The sequence below is a fragment of the Billgrantia antri genome (assembly GCF_019430905.1).
In the GTDB taxonomy this organism is placed as follows: Bacteria; Pseudomonadota; Gammaproteobacteria; order Pseudomonadales; family Halomonadaceae; genus Halomonas; species Halomonas antri.
In genome coordinates, this window is record NZ_JAHYCA010000003.1 from 466536 (window position 1) to 484720 (window position 18185).

Here is an 18185-nt window from a genome sequence, read left to right on the forward strand (position 1 = left end):
TCAAGGGTAAAGGCGCCGATCAGTCGGCGCCGTTGACGATAAAGGCCTGATCGAAACCGGCACGCCTGAGTTCGGCCCGAACGGGCTCGACCTGCCCGGCATGCGCCAGCGGGCCGACCTGGACCCGGTACATGCCGGCGGCGTCTGCCACCCGCACCGGTTGCGACAACTCACGCTCGAGGCGGGCCTTGAGCGCTCGTGCGTTGTCGGCCGACCCCAGCGCAGCGATCTGCAGGTAGATCGGCACACCGTCGGCACTGCCGGCATCAGCCGAGGTAGCGCCACCGCCGGAATTCACGGCGCCGGCGCTGGCGACGGACCGCGGCGACGCCTGCGCCGTCGCTTGGCCAGCAGGCGCAACCGTGCGGCTCGCGTCACTGCCGCCATTTTCTGCCAGCCACACCACGGGATCGATCGCTTCGACCTTTACCCGGCCGGTGCCGCGTTCGAGGATATCGAGTCGCGCGGCAGCCGCATAGGAGAGATCGATCTCGCGGTCGCTGTGAAACGGTCCGCGATCGTTGACCCGCACGATCACCGAGCGTCCATTGTCCTGGTTCGTGACCCGGGCATAGGTCGGTAGCGGCAAGGAACGATGAGCCGCGCTCATCTTGTACATATCGTAGATTTCACCGTTCGACGTGGCGTAGCCATGGAACTTCTCGCCGTACCAGGACGCGGTACCCTGTCGGACGTAACCACGGGCATCCGGCAGCACCCGATACGTCTTGCCCCATACTTCGTAAACCGGGCGATTGCCTCCCCGTGAAGGCGCTTCCACGCGGGGAACGGCATCAGGGATCTGGCTCACATCGGGGGGATCCTGGGGATAGGCATCGCCACTCATGGCGTAGCGTCCCGTAGACGTCGACGGGGATGACGCCGAGCCGCTGTCTTGCTGTCCCGGAGGCTGAGTGCCGCTGCCTGCACAGCCCGTCAACAGAGTCGCCATTGCCAGTGCCCAGCACAACGTTCTCACAGCGAATCCTCCTGCTCGTCGGACAGGGAGGCAGAGAGCGGGAAGGGCTCCAGTTTGCGCAGGTCCGCTATCGCCTCGGCCAGCTCGGTCACGGCCATGGCATAGAGATGGCTGTGGTTGTAACGTGTGATGACGTAGAAATTTACGTACCCGAGGCGATAGCGCCAGGCAGTATCGTCGAGCTCCAGCGCCAGCGGTATGACCGGCGCCTCGGCTTCGAGCTCAGTTTGAGGAACGATACCGCTCCGCTCCAGCTCATCCAGCTGTGCGTAAGGCCTCTGCGTGCGGTTGAACTCCACCGCTGCAGGGGGGGTGGCGGGCCCTTCGGCCTCGGTATAAATGGGTTCGCCCGGGCGCCAGCCATGCTCGGCGAAATAGTTGCCCACGCTGCCGATGGCATCGACCGGGTTGGTCCACAGGTCACGCTGACCGTCACCATCGAAGTCGACCGCATAGGCACGATAGCTGCTGGGAATGAACTGGGGATAGCCCATGGCACCGGCGTAGGAGCCCATGAGACTGCCGGGCTCGACTTCCTGCTCGTGGCTGATCTCGAGAAAGGCGGCCAGCTCGCCGCGGAAGAAATCGCCGCGTGCCGGATGATGAAACGCCAGCGTTGCCAGCGAATCGATGACACGGTGGCGTCCGGTGAAGCGGCCATAGCTGGTCTCGACGCCGATGATGGCGGCAATGACTTCCGGCGGCACACCGAACTCCGCCTGGGCACGAGAAAAGGCTTCCTCATGGGTCTCGATGAAGGCGACCCCGCGACTGATCCGCTCCGGCTGCAGGAAGATCTCGCGGTACTCGTCCCAGCGCAGCCGCCGCTCCGCCGCACCCGCCATGGCATCGAGTACGCCTTGCTGGAAAACGGCCTCTTGCAGCGCCGCCTCGAGCCAGTCGCGCTCGATGCCGCGTCCGGCCAGTTCCTCCAGCAACTGTCTGGCCCCGTCATGCTCGGCAGGGGAAAAGTCTGCAGCGTAGACGACCGGAGCCGACAGCCATAGCGCGGTGACCGCCGCCGCGGCGCCAGCCCCTTTCCACTTTCTCGATGGCTTCATGCTTGCGCCACTCCCTGACTGGGCCACATCGTCCGGGTCCGCGCCGTGCCGGCGTTCAACGCGGCAACAGGCGACGGTGCCCATGAATGGACATGAGAATACCGAATCCCGCCAACAAGGTCACGCTGGAGGTCCCACCATAGCTGACCAGCGGTAGCGGTACCCCAACCACGGGAAGTATGCCGCTGACCATCCCGACGTTGACGAAGACATAGATGAAAAAGGTCAGAATGATGCTGCCGCCCAATAGGCGCCCGAAGGTATCGTGTGCCACGGCGGAAAGCCACAGTCCGCGGATCACGATCAGCAGATAGAGCAGCAGCACCAGCAGCATGCCCACGAGACCGAACTCTTCGCCGAGCACCGCCACGATGAAATCGGTGTGCCGCTCGGGCAGGAATTCGAGCTGCGACTGGGTGCCCTGCAGCCAGCCCTTGCCCCATAAACCACCGCTGCCGATGGCCGTCGTTGACTGGATTATGTTCCAGCCCGCCCCGAGCGGGTCACTGTCGGGGTTGAGAAAGGTCAATACCCGCTGGCGCTGGTAACTGTGCATGTTGATCCACAGCAGTGGCAGCGCCGCCGCCGCGGCAACGCAGAGCAGGCCGATGAAGCGCCACGAGAGCCCCGCCATCAGCACAACGAAGACCCCGGCACACCCCACCAGCAGGGAAGTACCCAGATCCGGCTGTTTGGCGATCAGCACGACGGGCACGCCAATGAATACCGCACAGATCAGCAGATCTTTCCAGCGCGGCGGGAGTGCACGACGGCCGAGCCAGGCCGCCAGCATCAGGGGCATGGCCAGCTTCATCAGTTCGGAGGGCTGAAAGCGAATCACCCCGGGAATTTCCAACCAGCGCTGCGCCCCCATGCCGAGGTCGCCTACCAACTCGACCGCCACCAGCATCAGCACACCGGCGCCATACACCAGCGGCGCCCAACGCATCAGCGTGGCGGGCGGCAGTTGCGCCAGCATAAGCATCACCCCAATTGCCACCAAGAAGCGGGTGCCCTGGGCCATGACCACATCGATTCGCTGACCGCTGGCGCTGTAGAGCACTCCGAGCCCTGCCAGCAGAAGCACCAGCAGCAGCAGCAACAACCAAGGATCGAGGTGGCTCCTCTCCCAGAGGCTCTTGCGCCGCGATATGCCGTCTTGCGGTGCCCTCACCGGTCGAGCTCGCAATCCTCTCGTCAGACTCATCCAGGCCATCGCTCAATTCCCCGCCACGCTGCTGATGTCACTCTCCATCACCTCACGCACCTCTTCGACGTCGGGAGCCTCCTCCTCTAGCAACCAGGCATCGGTAATGGCTCGCGCCAGGTGCGCGGCATGAGTACTCCCACCGCCGGCGTTTTCCACTATCACGGAGACGGCAATTTCAGGGTTCTCCAACGGAGCAAAGGCCATGAACAGTGCATGGTCGCGCAGTCGCTCGGCAAGCTCTTCGGCGTTGTAGCGCTGGTCCTGCCCCAGCGAGAAGACCTGGGCGGTACCCGATTTGCCGCCCATGCGGTACTCGAGATCCACCCCGGTGCGTCTGGCCGTTCCCTCTTGCCCGGTCAGGACCTTCTCCATTCCGGAAAAAATACGATCCCACCAGGCGTCGTTCAGGATCACGATGTCTTCGGGCGTCTCGGGCAGCTGCGTCGGCACCTCCTGCTCGCCGATTCGCCTCGCCAGGCGTGGCTTCACCCACTGGCCGCGGTTGGCAAGCACCGCCGTGGCCGTGGCCAGTTGCAGCGGCGTGACCTGCCAGTAGCCCTGGCCGATACCGACCGAAAGGGTCTCGCCCGGGTACCAGGGCTGATTGAAGCGCGCTCGCTTCCAGTCGCGCGAGGGCATCAGCGCCCCGCTCTCGCCATAGACGTCGTGTGCAACCCGCTGGCCGAAGCCGAAGGCACTCATCTGCTCGTGAAGTCGATCGATTCCCAAGTCGTGCGCCAGCGAGTAATAGTAAGTGTTGTTGGAAACGGCAATGGCACGCTCCATGTCGACGCGCCCATGTCCCCAGCGCAACCAGTTGCGATAGCGGCGGCTATCGTTGGGCAGTTGGTAGTACCCGGGGTCGTAAATGGTCTTCTCGGGCGTGATCACCCCTTCGGCCAACCCGGCCAGCGCCAGGAACGGCTTGATGGTGGAGCCAGGGGGGTATTGGCCACGAATGGCGCGATTGAACAACGGAAGGTCGATGTCCTCCTGAAGCGCACGATAGGAGTCGAAGTCGATCCCCGTGACGAACTGATTGCTGTCGAATCCCGGCGTCGAGACCATGGCCAGGATTTCGCCAGTTCGAGGCGCGATGGCGACGATCGAGCCACGGCGGCCATCGAGCAGCTCGTAGGCCAGCAACTGCAGCTCCTTGTCCAGCGTCAGCGTCAGGTTCTGCCCCGGTACGGGGTCGGTGCGACCCAGCTCACGCAGCACCCGGCCACGGGCGTTGGTCTCCACTTGGCGCAGGCCGGCCTGGCCATGCAGCACGTCCTCGTAGAAACGCTCCACCCCGGTCTTGCCGATGAAGTGAGTCCCGGCATAGCGCCCGGAATCGAGTTCCTTGACCTCTTCGGCGTTGATACGCCCAACATAGCCCAGAGCATGTGCCATGACATGAGCATCGGGGTAGTAGCGCAGCAGTTGCGCTTCCACCTCGACCCCCGGGAGACGGTGTCGGTTGACCGCCAACCGGGCGATCTGCCCCTCGTCGAGATCGCTCATCAGCAGTGCCGGCTGGAACGGCCGCTGGGGCTGACGCGCGCGCAGGCGAACTCCTTCGGCCTCCTGCGGCGCCAGCTCCAGAAGCTCCTCGAGCCGATCCAGGGTCACATCGAGATCATCGACACGTTCACGCGTCAAAGTCAGGTTGTAAGTGGGGCGGTTCTCGGCCAGCAGCACCCCGTTTCGGTCGTATATCAATCCCCGCGTCGGTGGCAGCGGCTCCACCCTCACGCGATTTTTCTCGGAACGGGTCGTGTAGACCTCGTGCTGCACCACTTGCAGGTATACCAGCCGCCCCGCCAGCAACCCGGTCAACAGCAGGATCGTCAATACGGCAAGAAACGCGCGCACGCGAAAGATGCGCAGCTCCTGCTCGGGATTCTTCAAGGTCTCACGGCGGTCGCGCATGCCGAAAATCGTCTCGACTCCAGGTTGTCGTAAAGCCGCCGTTCAGCGGTGGTAGGGATGCCCAACCATCAGGGTCCAGGCGCGGTAGAGCTGTTCGGCCAGTACGATCCTGACCAGCGGATGCGGTAGGGTCAGCGGCGACAGCGACCAGCGCTGGTCGGCTGCCGCGGAGAGTTCCGGCGCCAGCCCATCGGGCCCGCCGACCAGCAGTACCACGTCGCGCCCCTCGAGGCGCCAGGCTTCGGCTTGCTGAGCCAGACGCTCGGTACTCCAGGCCTTGCCGCCGACCTCGAGCGCCACCGTGAGTTCGTCGCCGCGCAGCCGCTCGCGAATCCGCTTCGCCTCGACTGCCACGGCTCTGGCCGTGTCGGCATTCTTGCCACGCTGCCCGGGAGGGATCTCCTCGATCTCGAGGGTAAAATCGCGGGGCAGGCGCTTACGGTACTCCTCGACCCCTTCATTGACCCAGCCGGGCATGCGCGTACCGACCGCCAGCAGGCGGACCCTCATGCCCCACCGTGTTCCTGCTGTCGTTCCGAGTCGCTCGGCAGGTCGGCCCACAGCCGCTCCAGGTCGTACAGCTGACGAGTCTCGGGAAGCATGACGTGAACGACCAGATTGCCCAGGTCAACCAGGACCCAGTCAGACCCGGCCTGCCCTTCTACCCCCAGCGGCTGGACACCATTGGCCTTGGCCTGTTGGACGACATGATCGGCAAGGGCGGCGACGTGACGCGTGGAGGTGCCGCTGGCCACGATCATCAGGTCGGTCACGCTCGTCAGCCGGGACACATCCAGCTGTGCAACGTCCTTGGCCTTGAGGTCGTCGAGCGCCTCTACCACCAGTGTCTTGAGCGAATCGTTCTGCATAGTCCCTCGTCAACGGGAAGTCTTGGTCGCCGTCATTGTATCGTCTTGAGTCGCCGCTGGCAGCGCTCAACGACAACGATAAAGCAAGTTGGAGTGAATTCTCGCCTCGACGGCTTCGGGCAGCAGATAGCGCACGCTTCGATCCGACGCCAGACGCCGGCGAACCTCGGTTGCCGACACCGCCATGCGCGTGGGCAGCGCCAGGCGCAGCAGGCCGCCCGCAGGATACCGCATCAAGGCTTCAGGACCGGCAACCTCTCGACCCTCGACCAGTTTGGCCAAGGCGGACGGTAACGGAGCGTCGCTGCCGGGACGCTCAATCACCACTAAGTGGGCGAGCTGGAAAAGGCGCTGTGGCGAGTGCCAGTCGGCCAGACGCAGGAAGGCATCATGACCCAGCGCCATGACGAGCCGCGCCTGGCGGCCGTACTCCTCGCGCAGGCTGGCCAGCGTATCGGCACTGTAGGAGGGACCGTCGCGCTCGAGCTCACGGGGATCGGCAACCAGACCCGGCGTATCGCCGATACCCAGCCGTAGCAGCGCCAGGCGCTCCTCCGGCGTGACCTGCGGCGTACCACGCAGGGGCGGCACCTTGGCCGGCACCATATGAACCCGATCCAGCCGCAGGGCCTCAAGCAGTTCCACGGCGCTGCGCAGGTGACCCAGGTGAACGGGATCGAAGGTTCCACCGAGCATGGCCACGCGTGGCGGCTCCATCGGGAGCGCGGCACGCCGGGCCGGTAGCGTACTGGTCTGATGCGAGGTCACCGCCGAACCTGACCGTCGCCCAGCACCACGTACTTGCGGGTGGTCAGCCCCTCGAGCCCGACCGGCCCCCGGGCATGCAGCTTGTCAGTGGAAATGCCGATTTCGGCGCCCAAGCCATATTCGAAACCGTCGGCAAAACGGGTCGAAGCGTTGACCATCACCGAGCTGGAATCGACCTCGGCCATGAAGCGGCGCGCCAAGCCGTAGTCCTCCGTGACGATGGCATCGGTGTGGTGCGAGCCGTAGCGCTCGATGTGCGCGATGGCGGCATCGATGCCGTCGACCACGCGAATCGCCAGAACGGGCGCCAGGTATTCCGTCGCCCAGTCCTCCTCGGTCGCGGCGGCGATGTCGGTGAGAATGGCCCGGGCACGCTCACAGCCACGCAGCTCGACGCCGTGCTCGGCGTAGGCCTCGGCCAAGGGCGGCAGCAACCCCTCGGCAACCGGCGCATCGATGAGCAGCGTCTCCATGGTATTGCAGGTGCCGTAGCGATGGGTCTTGGCGTTGACGGCGATCGCCAGCGCCTTCTCACGGTCAGCCGTGGCATCGACATAGACGTGGCAGATGCCGTCCAGATGCTTGATCACTGGCACTCGCGCCTCGCGCGAGATGCGTTCGATCAATGACTTTCCACCACGCGGTATGATGACGTCGACGTACTCGGGCATGGCGATCAGCTGCCCTACCGCGGCACGATCGGTCGTTGCCACGACCTGCACGGCGCTCTCCGGCAGTCCGGCCTCGCGCAGCCCCTCGCGGATGCAGGCAGCAATCGCCGCGTTGGAGTCGCGCGCCTCGGAACCACCGCGCAGGATGCTGGCGTTGCCCGACTTCAAGCACAGGCTGGCCGCCTCCAAGGTCACGTTGGGTCGTGACTCGTAAATGATGCCGATCACGCCGAGGGGCACACGCATCTGGCCCACCTGGATGCCACTGGGGCGAAAACGCAGCCCGTCGATCTCGCCGACGGGATCGGGCAGCGCTGCCACCTGCTCTAGCCCCTCCACCATAGCGTCGATTCGTGCATCGGACAGTGCCAGGCGGTCGAGCAATGCCGGCTCCAGACCGTTGGCTTGGCCACGTGCAAGGTCGGCGGCGTTGGCATCCAGGATGTCACTACGGCGGCGCTGGAGCTGCTCGGCCATCGCCAGCAGGGCACGGTTCTTGTCGCCCGTGACGGCACGGCGCATCTGGCTGGCAGCGCTGCGCGCCGCCTCGCCAAGACGGGTCATGTAGGCAACGACATCGACCACCTCGGTTTCGATGCATTCGGATTGGGAGGCGTGAGCGGACATGCTGAACGAAGTTCTCCTGGGCAGAGCGCCACACGGCGCTACGAGCGTTATACTGGCGCGACAACACGATGAACTCCATAGTAAGGCACCATGCAGAGCAAGTACAAAGTCGGCCTGATGCGCCTCAATCTCTGGGCCGCGGCGTCACTCCTGATCCTGCTGGCGTACCTGTCGGAACGGCTGTCCAGTACCTTGCTGCTGGTGCTGGCCAGCGTCTGGCTGATGGTCACGGCCAGCCTGCTCGAGATGAGCCATCGGCGACCCGCCACCGTACCCTGGCAATTGTTGCCCGGCCTGCTCCTTGCCGGCCTGCTGCTGGCCGACCCGGAGCGTCATGCCTTGTGGCTATGGGTCTGGCCCGCCCTGCTGATGCTCCCGCAGCCCGGCTGGGTGCTTGCCCTTACCTGCCTGTTGGCGGCACTGACCTGGTGGCTGCTGGCGGACATGCTGGGGATCGAGCAGACGTTGTTCTCCGGCCTGGTCTTGCTGCCATTGATGCTGCTCGGCCTGGCACGCAACCGCCACTTGCTGCCAACCCGCGCCACCGCGCGGCAACGAATGCGTTTGGTGCCGGGGCTTCCGCTGTGGAGCGGCCATCAGCTTTCTGCCGACCTGCGACGCGAACGTGCGCGCTGCCGGCGCGAAGGAGTACACGCCGAACTGATGCTGCTGCGCACGTCGCGCCACCAGCTCTGGCCTATTGCGCAGGACCTCTGCCGGTTGACCCACGAGTTCGAGAACTGTTACCGCCTCGACCACCGCACTCTGGCCACGCTGCTGCTCAGCCGCGATGACAAGCAGGCCAGCGAAAGGCGCCATACGCTACTCAAGGGGCTGCGACCCAGCGCCAAGGTACGCTTCGCCTCGCTGAACGAGCTGGGAACGCTCGAAGAGGCGGTGCAGCGTTTCGAGCGCCAGCGCGAGGAAATTCAGGTCGAGACGGAGAGCGTCCATGGATGACGACAACCGCCTGCACATGAGCCGCATCATCGCGGCCTATGCCATCGCCACGCTCCTGCTGGGCGGCTATGCAATCTGGCGCTATCTGATGGGCGACTACAATCGCATCCTGCTGCCGGCGTCTCTCGCCCTGGTCATGCTGGTGGCTTCCCTCATGTGCATCGCCAGCGCCAGCCAGGCTCGCCTGTCGGCTTACCTGGCACTCATCGCCGGCTATCTGATGCTGGCCCTGGAGCTGCCATGGCTGGACGAGGCAGGCATCATGTGGCTAGGCTTTGCCCCCTTGCTCACTGTGCTCTTGCTGCCCCTCGCCTCTGCCATGCTGCTCAACTTGCTGCTGGCACCGGTCTGGCTGCTGCTCAGCAATACGCAGTTGGATGCGCACCTGACGCTGAGCTATGTCGCCATGGCGCTGGTGGCGGCGCTGGTTCCTTGGGAACAGCGCCGCCATCAGGCGCTGCTGGACGCCACCAACCCGCGCGATCCTCACTGCAACGCGCTGACGCGCGACGCCATGCATGAGCTCTTGGCAAGCGAATACAAGCGCACCCAGTTCCTCGGCCAGCCCTTTGCCGTGCTGGCACTTCACCTGCCTCAGCTGGAGATGGCCAGCGAGCAATTCGGCAACCGGGCACGCCAGGCTCTGCTCGACGCACTCTGCCTGGCCGTCAACCGCTTCTCGCGGCGCCACGACTTCCTGGGCCGGCAAAGCGCCTCGACCTTCTGGCTAGTACTTCCCGATACCAGCCAGAGCGGTGTCCAGATGGTGCAGCAGCGCATCGGACAGGCATTGGAAGCCACGGTCCTGGTGGATACCGGGCCGCTGCAGGTAAAGATTGCCCACTGCCAGCGTCTCCCAGGGGAGAGCTGGCCACGCTTCGAACAGCGCCTTCAGTCATTGACCCGCCACCTCAGCAGCCATTGAAGGGATTCACTGAAACCCGTCACAAGGAGCCGATGCTTGAGCCTGACCGACGCCCTGCTGCAACTCGCCCCATCCCCCCAACTCTTGCTGTTTGTCGTGGCCGCCATTGCGCTGCTCGAGTCGCTGGCCCTGGTGGGCCTGCTGCTGCCCGGCGTGGTGCTGATCACGGCAGCCGCCTCGCTGGCCGGGCATCAGGACATGGCCCTGACGTCTCTGCTGCTGGCAGCGTTTTGCGGGGCCGTGCTGGGCGATGGGCTCAGCTTCGTGCTGGGCTATACCCAGCGTGAGCGTGTCACCCGTCTATGGCCGTTGTCGCGCCACCCGGAGTGGCTGGCTCGCGGCGCCCGCTTCTTCCAGCGCTATGGCAGCCTGTCGGTCTTCTTCGGCCGCTTCGTCGGCCCGGTGCGCCCGGTGATACCGCTGATCGCGGGAATGCTGCACATGTCGCCCCGCGCTTTCGTCTGGGCCAACCTGGCATCGGCGGCACTCTGGGCGCCGGCCTATGTCCTGCCGGGATACCTGCTGGGCCAGACCTGGCAGCAACTGCTGGACGTCCCCGAAGGACTGGAGGCACTGCTGATCACACTGGCCATCATCCTGGTGGTGCTGACGCTGGCCTTCTCGTGGCTACGCCATCAGGTGAGCCGCTCCGGTCGCGCCTACCGGGCACTGGCGCTTGGTGCCCGACGCCACCCCCTGCTGCGCCGGACCTGGCTGAAGGGAAGCTGGCACGGCGAGATCCCACTGGCCAGCTGGTTGCTGCTGATTTTCTCGCTCGGCGGGCTTTCGGGGCTGACCATTGCCGTCATCCGTCAGCGCGGTCCCTTCCCCATCGACCTTCAGGTATATGCCTTTTTCGACAACCTGATCGTTCCCATGCTGCCCGAAGCAGGCCAGTTGCTTGCGCGCGTCGGGGACATTGCCGGCATTCTGGCCTTGGTCCTGCCGTGGGGGGCCTGGCTGCTGGCTCGCCGCCACTTCGCCGCCCTGGCCCATGTGGCCGCCGGCCTTGGCGGCATCGCCGTGCTCAACATCCTGGGCAAGGCACTGATCGGCCGGCCACGCCCGGAAACGCCCGATTACCTGACCGGCTCGCTGTCCTACCCCAGCGCCCACGCGTCTTCCGCCGTGGTGCTGTATGGACTGGCCGCCGCCTTCGTGGCCCAGGAGCTGCCACCGCAGCGACGCTTCTGGGCCTACTGGCTAGCCATCGCCCTGACCCTGCCCATGGCGCTGTCGCGCCTGGTCATTGGGGTCCACTGGCTGACCGATCTGATCGGTGGGGCTCTGCTGGGGCTAGTGGTCTGCGCGCTGGTTCGCCTGGCCTGGCAGCGCCGCCCCTACGCCCCGCTCACGCCCTGCCCCTGGCCCTGGCTGACGGCGGCCTCGCTGGTGCTGCTCAGCGCCCGGGTGGCGCTGCTGCCAGCGGTCTGACGTGACCGATACGCCTCAGCCGAAAGCCAGCCATATCCCCACCCCCACCATCAGCGTGCCGGCGATGCGATTGAGTAGTCTGACATTGCCGCTCTCGCCCAGCACGCGGCGCAGACCGCGCCCGCCCGCGGCGTACAACAGCAGGCTCAGGAACTCGATGGTGAGGATAACCCCGATCAACACGACCAGTTGCCCACCCAGCGGACGCGACGCATCGAGGAAAGGCGGCAGCAACGCGACGAAAAAGGCCCAGCCCTTGGGGTTGGCGACGGCCGTCATGAATCCCTGCAGCGCCAGTTGGCCGCGCGATGCCGGAGGCAACTCGACGCTTTCGAGGGGAATCGCCATGCGCCCTCGGGAGCGCCACATCATTACACCCAGGTAGCCGAGATAGGCACCGCCGACCCATTTGAACAGCGCGAACAGCTCGGGCTGGCGCAACATCAGCGTTGCCACCCCGGCACCGGCAGCGGCCGCCACCAGCCCCACGCCGACGAGTTCGCCTGCCATCATCCACAGCGTGCGCTTCACCCCCTGGGTCATGCCCAGCACCATCGACAGGGTCATGCACATGCCCGGCGTCAGGGAGACGAACAGAAACGTCGGCACGAAGACCGACAGCAGCGATAGCTTGATCATGAGGAAGGTTCTCTGGTCTCGTCCTTGCACACAGACTGTCAGGATTCGATGACGCTCAGGCAACGTCAGTTCCGGTGCTCTCACTCTCCCCAACGCGGTACCAAGCGATGCTCGATGCCGAGCTGGTTGAGGATCCGGGCCACGATGAAGTCGACGAGATCCTCCACCTTCCGGGGCTTGTGATAGAAACCGGGCGCCGCCGGCAGGATGATCGCTCCCATGCGGGTCAGGTTCAGCATGTGCTCGAGGTGAATCGCCGACAGCGGCGTCTCCCGCGGCACCAGGATCAGTCGGCGGCGCTCCTTGAGCGCCACATCGGCTGCACGTTCGATCAGGTTGTTGCTGGCACCTGTCGCCACCGCCGATAGCGTGCCGGTGCTGCAGGGGCAGATCACCATGGCGGAGGGCGCCCCCGAACCGGAGGCTACCGGCGCCATCCAGTCCTCACGTGCGAAGCAGCGAATCTGGCCTGACGCCGCGCCGCTGCGCTCGCTGAGCGCCCGCACCAGCCGCTCGGGTCGAGCCGGCAGGCTGGCTTCGGTTTCGGTCTCGATCACCAGATGGGCCGCCTTGGAAATCATCACCCAAACCTCGTGGCCGGCCACCACCAGTGCCTCGACCAGACGCAGCCCATACTGGGCACCGGAGGCACCCGTGATCGCCACGGTGACAGGCGGGAGAAAGGTCGCCTTGTCCGCCGGCCCGAAGCTGGCCTGGTCCTTCGCACCTGCCTCAGCCATGCGCCACCTCGAGTGCCGCGAGCAGCTTCTCGTGGATGCCGCCGAAGCCGCCGTTGGACATCACGACGATGCGGTCGAGCGGGCGCGCCTCGGCCACCAGGGCCGTCACCAGCGCGTCGATGTCCTCCTCGAGCCGCGCCGGCACCGGACTCGCCTCGACTACCGGAGCCAGCGACCAATCGAGGCCCGGCGGCTGGTACCAGAACGCCAGGTCGGCGGCGGCGACACTCGCCGTCAGGCGATCACGCATGGTGCCCAGTCGCATGGTGTTGGAGCGTGGCTCGATCACCGCCAGCAGGCGCCCGCGCGGTGTGGCGGCACGCAACCCCTCGAGGGTGGCGGCGAAAGCCGTGGGATGATGGGCGAAATCGTCGATGACCTGGATACCGGCCACCTCCCCGCGCACCTCCTGGCGTCGCCGCGGTGTCTCGAAGCGTGACAGTGCCGCACAGCCCCGCGCCAGGTCGACGCCGAAGACATGGGCCGCCCCCAGAGCGGCCAGGGCATTGAGAGCATTGTGGGTGCCCGTCAGCGTCCAGTCGACCACCGCATCTTCATTGGCTTCCCCCTGCTGGTGCACCACGCGGAAGCGTGAAGCATCGTCGCGCTCGAGGACCAGCCGCCAGGGGCTCTCGGCATCGATGCCGAAGCGCTCCACCGGCGTCCAGCAGCCCATGTCCAGCACGCGGTCGAGTGCCGGCTCGCCATCGGCCACCAGCAGTCGGCCGCGACCCGGCACGGTACGTACGAGATGGTGAAACTGGCGTTCGATGGCCGCCAGGTCGGGAAAGATATCGGCGTGGTCGAACTCGAGATTGCCGAGAATCGCGACCTCGGGGCGGTAGTGAACGAACTTCGAACGCTTGTCGAAAAAGGCGGTGTCGTATTCGTCTGCCTCGACCACGAAGGGGCCCCCCGCAGCGCCGAGTCGTGCCGATACGCCGAAATTGCGCGGCACGCCGCCGATCAGAAAACCCGGCTCGAGCCCGGCCGACTCCAGCAGCCAGGCGGCCAGGCTCGCCGTGGTGGTCTTGCCATGAGTGCCGGCCACCGCGATGACCCGGCGCCCGGGCAGCACGTGCTCGGCCAGCCACTGCGGCCCGGAGGTATAGGGCAGGCCAAGGTCGAGCAGCGCCTCGACTTCCGGATTGCCTCTCGTCATGGCATTGCCAACCACGACCAGGTCGGGCCGCGGCGACAGGTTGGCGGCGGCGTAGCCTTCATGCAGGCCGATACCGGCCTCCTGGAGCTGGGTACTCATCGGCGGATAGACGCCGCTGTCCGAGCCGGTAACGGTATGCCCCAGGTCGCGCGCCAGCAGGGCCAGGCTACCCATGAAGGTGCCGCAGATACCGAGAATATGCAGGTGCATGACGTCCGACCTTTTCACCAGGTAGCGCAAGCGGACAGCGTCCGCCGGAAAGAATCGGCAGACTAGCACGGCCTGGCAGGGCCCTCCAGCGGCGTGCAGGTTCGCCGCCTTTCGGCTAAAATGTCACGCCTTGTCGTGAAGCATGAAAATGGACATTTCCCAGGAGCCCATCAGCCCCATGGCCCAGCATAACGCCTTCTATGCCCAGTCTGGCGGTGTTACCGCCGTGATCAACGCCAGCGCCTGCGGCGTGATCGAAGCCTGCCGCCAACACGCCGATCACATCGGCAAGGTCTATGCCGGACACAACGGCATCATCGGTGCTCTGACCGAGGATCTGATCGACGTCAGCCAGGAGTCGGACGAGGCGATCGCCGCCCTGCGTCATACCCCCGGCGGCGCCTTCGGCTCCTGCCGCTACAAGCTCAAGGACATCGAGAGCCACCGCGCCCAGTACGAGCGCCTGATCGAGGTCTTCAAGGCCCACGACATCCGCTACTTCTTCTATAACGGCGGTGGAGACAGCGCCGATACCTGCCTCAAGGTATCGCAGCTCTCCGAGAAGATGGGCTACCCGCTGACCGCCATCCACGTACCCAAGACCGTCGACAACGACCTGCCGATCACCGATAACTCACCGGGCTTCGGCAGCGTGGCCAAGTACATCGCCACCTCTACTCTGGAAGCCTCGCTGGACATCGCCTCCATGTGCGCCACCTCGACCAAGGTGTTCGTACTCGAGGTGATGGGCCGCCATGCCGGTTGGATCGCCGCGGCCGGGGCGCTAGCGGGGGAGGGAGAAGGCGAGCCTCCCCACCTTGTGATCTTCCCCGAAGTACCTTTCGAACGCAGCAAGGTGATGGCCCGCGTCGAGGAGTGCGTGCAGAAGTACGGTTACTGCGTCATCGTAGTCTCCGAGGGGGCGCGCTACGAGGACGGCACCTTCCTCGCCGACTCGGGCAACACCGACGCCTTCGGCCATCGCCAGTTGGGTGGCGTGGCACCGACGCTTGCCGGCATGGTCAAGCAGGACCTCGGCTACAAGTACCACTGGGCGGTGGCCGACTATCTGCAGCGCGCGGCCCGCCACCTGGCCTCACGCACGGACGTGGAGCAGGCCTATGCCGTGGGCCAGCAGGCGGTGGAACTGGCCGTGGCCGGCAAGAACGCCATGATGCCGGCCATCAAGCGGGTCAGCGACACGCCCTACGAATGGCGCATCGAGTCCGCCCCCCTGGCCGAAGTGGCCAACCGCGAGAAATTCATGCCGCGCGAGTACATCCGCGAAGATGGCTTCGGTATCACCGACGCCTGCCGCAGCTACCTGTCGCCGCTGATCCAGGGCGAAGACTACCCCCCCTACGAGAACGGTCTGCCCAAGGTAGCGAATCTCAAGCTGGCCAAGGTCGAGCGCAAACTGCCCGAATTCAAGCTCTGAACCGCAGGCACCTTGCGACGAAGCCCTCGCCACGGCGGGGGCTTCTCCGTTTCAGCGGTCACCTCAGCGCAGCAGCCAGGAGAGCACCAGCAACAGCAGCAGGATACCGGCCACGCCCTGCCAGAAGTTGGCCGGCTCGCGCAGGAAGCGGCGCGGGTCGCGATGCCTCGAGCTGACTTTTCCGTCCGGGTGACGCAGGGCATAGAGCAGTTCGGTCATGCGCCGGAAACGTAGCGAGCGCTGAGGATCCAACGCCCGACGCAGAGTGTCGTCGAGCTGCGGCGTGATCTCGGGATTGTACAGCCTGGCACTGCGATAGCTGAGTTGCTCGAGGTCAGTATGGCTTCGCAGCCGATCCGGGCTCAGTTCATAGGGCAGTGCGCCGGTCAGCAGCCAATAGATCGTCGAGGCCAGCGAGTACTGGTCGCTGCGCCGCCCGACGCTGTCGTCGAGCGCATACTCGGGCGCACTGTGCTCCGAGAGGCCGATCTGGCGAGCCAGCTCGCGCGAGCGCCGGTGGCCATCCAGGTCACGCATGTGGCAAGCACTGAAGTCGGTCAACACCACTTGGCCATGCGCATCGATCAGGATGTTGTCGGGGTGAATGCGCTGGTGAAGCACCTCACGATGATGGAGGGCCTGCACCGCCTTGCCCAGCTGCTTTGCGATATCGAGGCGCTGGGCCAAACTGGCCTGAGGATGGCGCTGCGCCCACTCGGTCAGCGTCATGCCTTCCACGTAGGCCATCAGGTAGTAAAGGTAGCGGCGTGGGCGGGAGGACTCCATCACCCGGGCCACGAACGGCGACTTGACCCGCTCGACCACCCACTGCTGCAACAGAAAGTGCTCCAGGTAGGCATTGCGGTTGGAGAGTTCGGGGCTCGGCGCCTTCATCACCATCTCGCGCTCGGTGCGGCTATCGCGTACCCGGTAGACCCGCGACTGCGCGGTGCGCGACAGCACCTCCTGGATCTCGAGACCGTCGATGCGCTCACCCGGGGAGAGCTCGGGTGGAATTGGCAGGTCGCCATAGATGCGGCTGGGGTGGTCCTGCTCCACCTCGGGCAGCTGGTCGATGCGAACCAGTTGGAAGCAGAACTGGTCGGCCCCGTAGCCCCGCTCCTGGGCCCGCTCCCTGGCCGCCTCGGCCAGGCGCTCACAGGCCGCGTCGAGATCGCTGGCATCCTCGCGAATCAGGCCCACGTAGTCGGTCGGCATCAGGGTGCCGCGCACCGCCTGAGTGGTGAAAAGGAAGATATCGCCCTGCTTGAGCGGCAGCTGCATGTAATCGATGTCGATGCTGCCATCCAACCCCAGGGCGCGCGACGGATAGCGATAGCCGCCCAGGTCGGTCACGTGATCGCGACTGAGCTGCTCGAACTCGGCACCGCGCAGACGAAAGACGAGGGTATCGCCCATATGGAACAAGTGCGCATCGCGCCCACGGTAGACCATGGCGGAAAGGGAGGCGACGTAACTGCCGCCCTCGACGAAGGTGCTCTGGCTATAGCACCAGCCGTTGAGTGCCCGCAACACGCGAGTCGCAGAGGTCTTCACGTCCCAATGGTCCGGCGTGGAGAAGTAGTCGGCCAGGAACCCCCTCACGCTGAGGTCGCCGGCCTGCTTGGCGATGGCATTGCGCAGGCTGGTATCGCTGATTACCGCACAGGCCCCCTTGGCGGCAGCCTGAGCTGCCTGACTGGGGATGCGCACCGACATGGAGCTACGATGGTGCCGCCGATCCGGCGCCACGAATGCCTGCCCGACGCTCAACGACAGTCGATTGGATGGCAAGACACGCTCCTTCATGATATCGCCGCTGATCACCGCTCGCTCCGCATGGCTGGCCGAACCGCCTGACGACGGCCATCATACACGGTTGCAGCGAATTCAACCTGTCAACCAAAGCCCAAGCCAGCCCTGCCCCTTCGTCACCTATGTCGCATTGGTAATCCCCGGCCCTGGTCCGTATAATTTGGCGCATTTTGCGGTGTCCTCACTTTTCGCCCAACGAAGGAAGCGACGATGAACTTCGACCACATTCCCGCCGGCAAGGACCTCCCCAACGACATCTACGTCGCCATCGAGATCCCTGCCAACCACGCTCCGATCAAGTACGAGATCGACAAGGAGATGGGCGCACTTCTGGTTGACCGCTTCATGGCCACCCCCATGTTCTATCCGGCCAACTATGGCTTCATTCCCCATACCCTGGCCGACGACGGCGACCCGCTCGACGCCCTGGTGGTCACCCCCTATCCGGTGCAGCCCGGCAGCATCATCCGCGCCCGCCCGGTCGGCATCCTCAACATGACCGACGAGGCCGGTGAGGACGCCAAGCTGGTATGCGTGCCCCACGCCAAGCTGACCACGCTATACGACGACGTTCAGGAAGTCACCGACCTGCCTGAACTGCTGCGCCAGCAGATCGCTCACTTCTTCGAGAACTACAAGGATCTCGAAAAGGGCAAGTGGGTGAAGGTGGAATCCTGGGAGGGTGCGGAAGCCGCCCGCAAGGCCATCGAAAAGTCCGTGGCCGCCTACGAGAAGGCGTGAGCCGAACCCCTTCGTCGAA

17 protein-coding genes are annotated in these 18185 nt (G+C 65.2%); 5 read left to right on the forward strand and 12 right to left on the reverse strand.

Going from position 1 to position 18185, the window contains the following annotated elements:
* Positions 1 to 19: 19 nt before the first annotated feature.
* The 8 genes from KPL81_RS10155 to KPL81_RS10190 form a co-directional block, all read right to left on the reverse strand.
* Complete coding sequence (locus KPL81_RS10155; protein WP_219792198.1) at positions 20 to 952, reverse strand: septal ring lytic transglycosylase RlpA family protein; 933 nt, start codon at positions 950 to 952, stop codon at positions 20 to 22.
* A gap of 23 nt (positions 953 to 975) precedes the next feature.
* Positions 976 to 2040: a lytic murein transglycosylase B gene (mltB, locus tag KPL81_RS10160; RefSeq protein WP_219791831.1), complete on the reverse strand. Its 1065-nt coding sequence runs from the start codon at positions 2038 to 2040 to the stop codon at positions 976 to 978.
* Between the two features lie 55 nt (positions 2041 to 2095).
* Complete coding sequence (gene rodA / locus KPL81_RS10165) at positions 2096 to 3256, reverse strand: rod shape-determining protein RodA (RefSeq protein WP_219791833.1); 1161 nt, start codon at positions 3254 to 3256, stop codon at positions 2096 to 2098.
* Positions 3257 to 3259: 3 nt separating this feature from the next.
* Positions 3260 to 5167 carry a penicillin-binding protein 2 gene (gene mrdA, locus KPL81_RS10170; protein WP_219791836.1) on the reverse strand — a complete coding sequence of 636 codons (1908 nt, stop codon included), beginning with the start codon at positions 5165 to 5167 and terminating at the stop codon, positions 3260 to 3262.
* 42 nt (positions 5168 to 5209) lie between these two features.
* A complete protein-coding gene (gene rlmH / locus KPL81_RS10175; protein WP_219791838.1) occupies positions 5210 to 5677 on the reverse strand; it encodes a 23S rRNA (pseudouridine(1915)-N(3))-methyltransferase RlmH in 468 nt (155 codons plus the stop codon).
* Entirely contained in the window at positions 5674 to 6036 is a 363-nt protein-coding gene (gene rsfS, locus KPL81_RS10180; protein ID WP_219791840.1) for a ribosome silencing factor, read from the reverse strand. Before rsfS ends, rlmH begins: the two co-directional genes overlap by 4 nt.
* Before the next feature lie 66 nt (positions 6037 to 6102).
* The gene (nadD, locus tag KPL81_RS10185; RefSeq protein ID WP_219792200.1) at positions 6103 to 6753 is read right to left on the reverse strand and encodes a nicotinate-nucleotide adenylyltransferase; all 651 of its coding nucleotides are present in this window, start codon (positions 6751 to 6753) and stop codon (positions 6103 to 6105) included.
* Positions 6754 to 6800: 47 nt separating this feature from the next.
* A complete protein-coding gene (locus KPL81_RS10190) occupies positions 6801 to 8102 on the reverse strand; it encodes a glutamate-5-semialdehyde dehydrogenase (protein ID WP_219791842.1) in 1302 nt (433 codons plus the stop codon).
* Between the two features lie 90 nt (positions 8103 to 8192).
* On the opposite strand from KPL81_RS10190, the gene KPL81_RS10195 reads away from it, so the two are divergent.
* Genes KPL81_RS10195 through KPL81_RS10205 form a run of 3 tightly spaced genes read left to right on the forward strand, consistent with a single transcriptional unit; the run spans position 8193 to position 11421 of the window.
* A complete protein-coding gene (locus KPL81_RS10195) occupies positions 8193 to 9062 on the forward strand; it encodes a hypothetical protein (protein WP_219791843.1) in 870 nt (289 codons plus the stop codon).
* Positions 9055 to 9987, forward strand: a complete 933-nt coding sequence (locus KPL81_RS10200; protein ID WP_219791845.1) for a diguanylate cyclase domain-containing protein — start codon at positions 9055 to 9057, stop codon at positions 9985 to 9987. Before KPL81_RS10195 ends, KPL81_RS10200 begins: the two co-directional genes overlap by 8 nt.
* A 36-nt stretch (positions 9988 to 10023) precedes the next feature.
* On the forward strand, positions 10024 to 11421 hold the full coding sequence (locus tag KPL81_RS10205) for a bifunctional DedA family/phosphatase PAP2 family protein (RefSeq protein WP_219791847.1): 1398 nt from the start codon (positions 10024 to 10026) through the stop codon (positions 11419 to 11421).
* A gap of 15 nt (positions 11422 to 11436) precedes the next feature.
* Here KPL81_RS10205 and KPL81_RS10210 read toward each other — a convergent pair whose 3' ends face one another.
* From KPL81_RS10210 to mpl, 3 genes are all read right to left on the reverse strand, one after another.
* A complete protein-coding gene (locus tag KPL81_RS10210; protein WP_219791849.1) occupies positions 11437 to 12060 on the reverse strand; it encodes a LysE family translocator in 624 nt (207 codons plus the stop codon).
* An 80-nt stretch (positions 12061 to 12140) separates the two neighbouring features.
* Complete coding sequence (locus KPL81_RS10215; protein WP_240549164.1) at positions 12141 to 12800, reverse strand: flavin prenyltransferase UbiX; 660 nt, start codon at positions 12798 to 12800, stop codon at positions 12141 to 12143.
* The gene (mpl, locus tag KPL81_RS10220) at positions 12793 to 14172 is read right to left on the reverse strand and encodes a UDP-N-acetylmuramate:L-alanyl-gamma-D-glutamyl-meso-diaminopimelate ligase (RefSeq protein ID WP_219791851.1); all 1380 of its coding nucleotides are present in this window, start codon (positions 14170 to 14172) and stop codon (positions 12793 to 12795) included. Before mpl ends, KPL81_RS10215 begins: the two co-directional genes overlap by 8 nt.
* Positions 14173 to 14350: 178 nt before the next feature.
* Here mpl and KPL81_RS10225 point away from each other — a divergent pair, with 178 nt between their 5' ends.
* Positions 14351 to 15610, forward strand: a complete 1260-nt coding sequence (locus tag KPL81_RS10225) for a 6-phosphofructokinase (protein WP_209472900.1) — start codon at positions 14351 to 14353, stop codon at positions 15608 to 15610.
* Between the two features lie 63 nt (positions 15611 to 15673).
* Here KPL81_RS10225 and KPL81_RS10230 read toward each other — a convergent pair whose 3' ends face one another.
* Positions 15674 to 17419, reverse strand: coding sequence for a bifunctional protein-serine/threonine kinase/phosphatase (locus KPL81_RS10230; protein ID WP_422674126.1), 1746 nt, complete (start codon positions 17417 to 17419; stop codon positions 15674 to 15676).
* A gap of 216 nt (positions 17420 to 17635) precedes the next feature.
* Between KPL81_RS10230 and ppa the strand changes: the two genes are divergently transcribed.
* Positions 17636 to 18166, forward strand: coding sequence for an inorganic diphosphatase (gene ppa / locus KPL81_RS10235; RefSeq protein ID WP_209472904.1), 531 nt, complete (start codon positions 17636 to 17638; stop codon positions 18164 to 18166).
* Positions 18167 to 18185: the final 19 nt, after the last annotated feature.

Bases quoted from the DNA above. Each gene is read 5' to 3' on its own strand.
- rlmH (WP_219791838.1), bottom strand. From the start codon at position 5,677: ATGAGGGTCCGCCTGCTGGCGGTCGGTACGCGCATGCCCGGCTGGGTC.
- ppa (WP_209472904.1), top strand. From the start codon at position 17,636: ATGAACTTCGACCACATTCCCGCCGGCAAGGACCTCCCCAACGACATC.
- KPL81_RS10190 (WP_219791842.1), bottom strand. From the start codon at position 8,102: ATGTCCGCTCACGCCTCCCAATCCGAATGCATCGAAACCGAGGTGGTC.
- mrdA (WP_219791836.1), bottom strand. From the start codon at position 5,167: ATGCGCGACCGCCGTGAGACCTTGAAGAATCCCGAGCAGGAGCTGCGC.
- KPL81_RS10200 (WP_219791845.1), top strand. From the start codon at position 9,055: ATGGATGACGACAACCGCCTGCACATGAGCCGCATCATCGCGGCCTAT.
- mltB (WP_219791831.1), bottom strand. From the start codon at position 2,040: ATGAAGCCATCGAGAAAGTGGAAAGGGGCTGGCGCCGCGGCGGCGGTC.
- nadD (WP_219792200.1), bottom strand. From the start codon at position 6,753: ATGGAGCCGCCACGCGTGGCCATGCTCGGTGGAACCTTCGATCCCGTT.
- mpl (WP_219791851.1), bottom strand. From the start codon at position 14,172: ATGCACCTGCATATTCTCGGTATCTGCGGCACCTTCATGGGTAGCCTG.
- rsfS (WP_219791840.1), bottom strand. From the start codon at position 6,036: ATGCAGAACGATTCGCTCAAGACACTGGTGGTAGAGGCGCTCGACGAC.
- KPL81_RS10215 (WP_240549164.1), bottom strand. From the start codon at position 12,800: ATGGCTGAGGCAGGTGCGAAGGACCAGGCCAGCTTCGGGCCGGCGGAC.
- KPL81_RS10230 (WP_422674126.1), bottom strand. From the start codon at position 17,419: ATGAAGGAGCGTGTCTTGCCATCCAATCGACTGTCGTTGAGCGTCGGG.
- KPL81_RS10155 (WP_219792198.1), bottom strand. From the start codon at position 952: ATGGCGACTCTGTTGACGGGCTGTGCAGGCAGCGGCACTCAGCCTCCG.
- KPL81_RS10210 (WP_219791849.1), bottom strand. From the start codon at position 12,060: ATGATCAAGCTATCGCTGCTGTCGGTCTTCGTGCCGACGTTTCTGTTC.
- KPL81_RS10225 (WP_209472900.1), top strand. From the start codon at position 14,351: ATGGCCCAGCATAACGCCTTCTATGCCCAGTCTGGCGGTGTTACCGCC.
- rodA (WP_219791833.1), bottom strand. From the start codon at position 3,256: ATGGCCTGGATGAGTCTGACGAGAGGATTGCGAGCTCGACCGGTGAGG.
- KPL81_RS10195 (WP_219791843.1), top strand. From the start codon at position 8,193: ATGCAGAGCAAGTACAAAGTCGGCCTGATGCGCCTCAATCTCTGGGCC.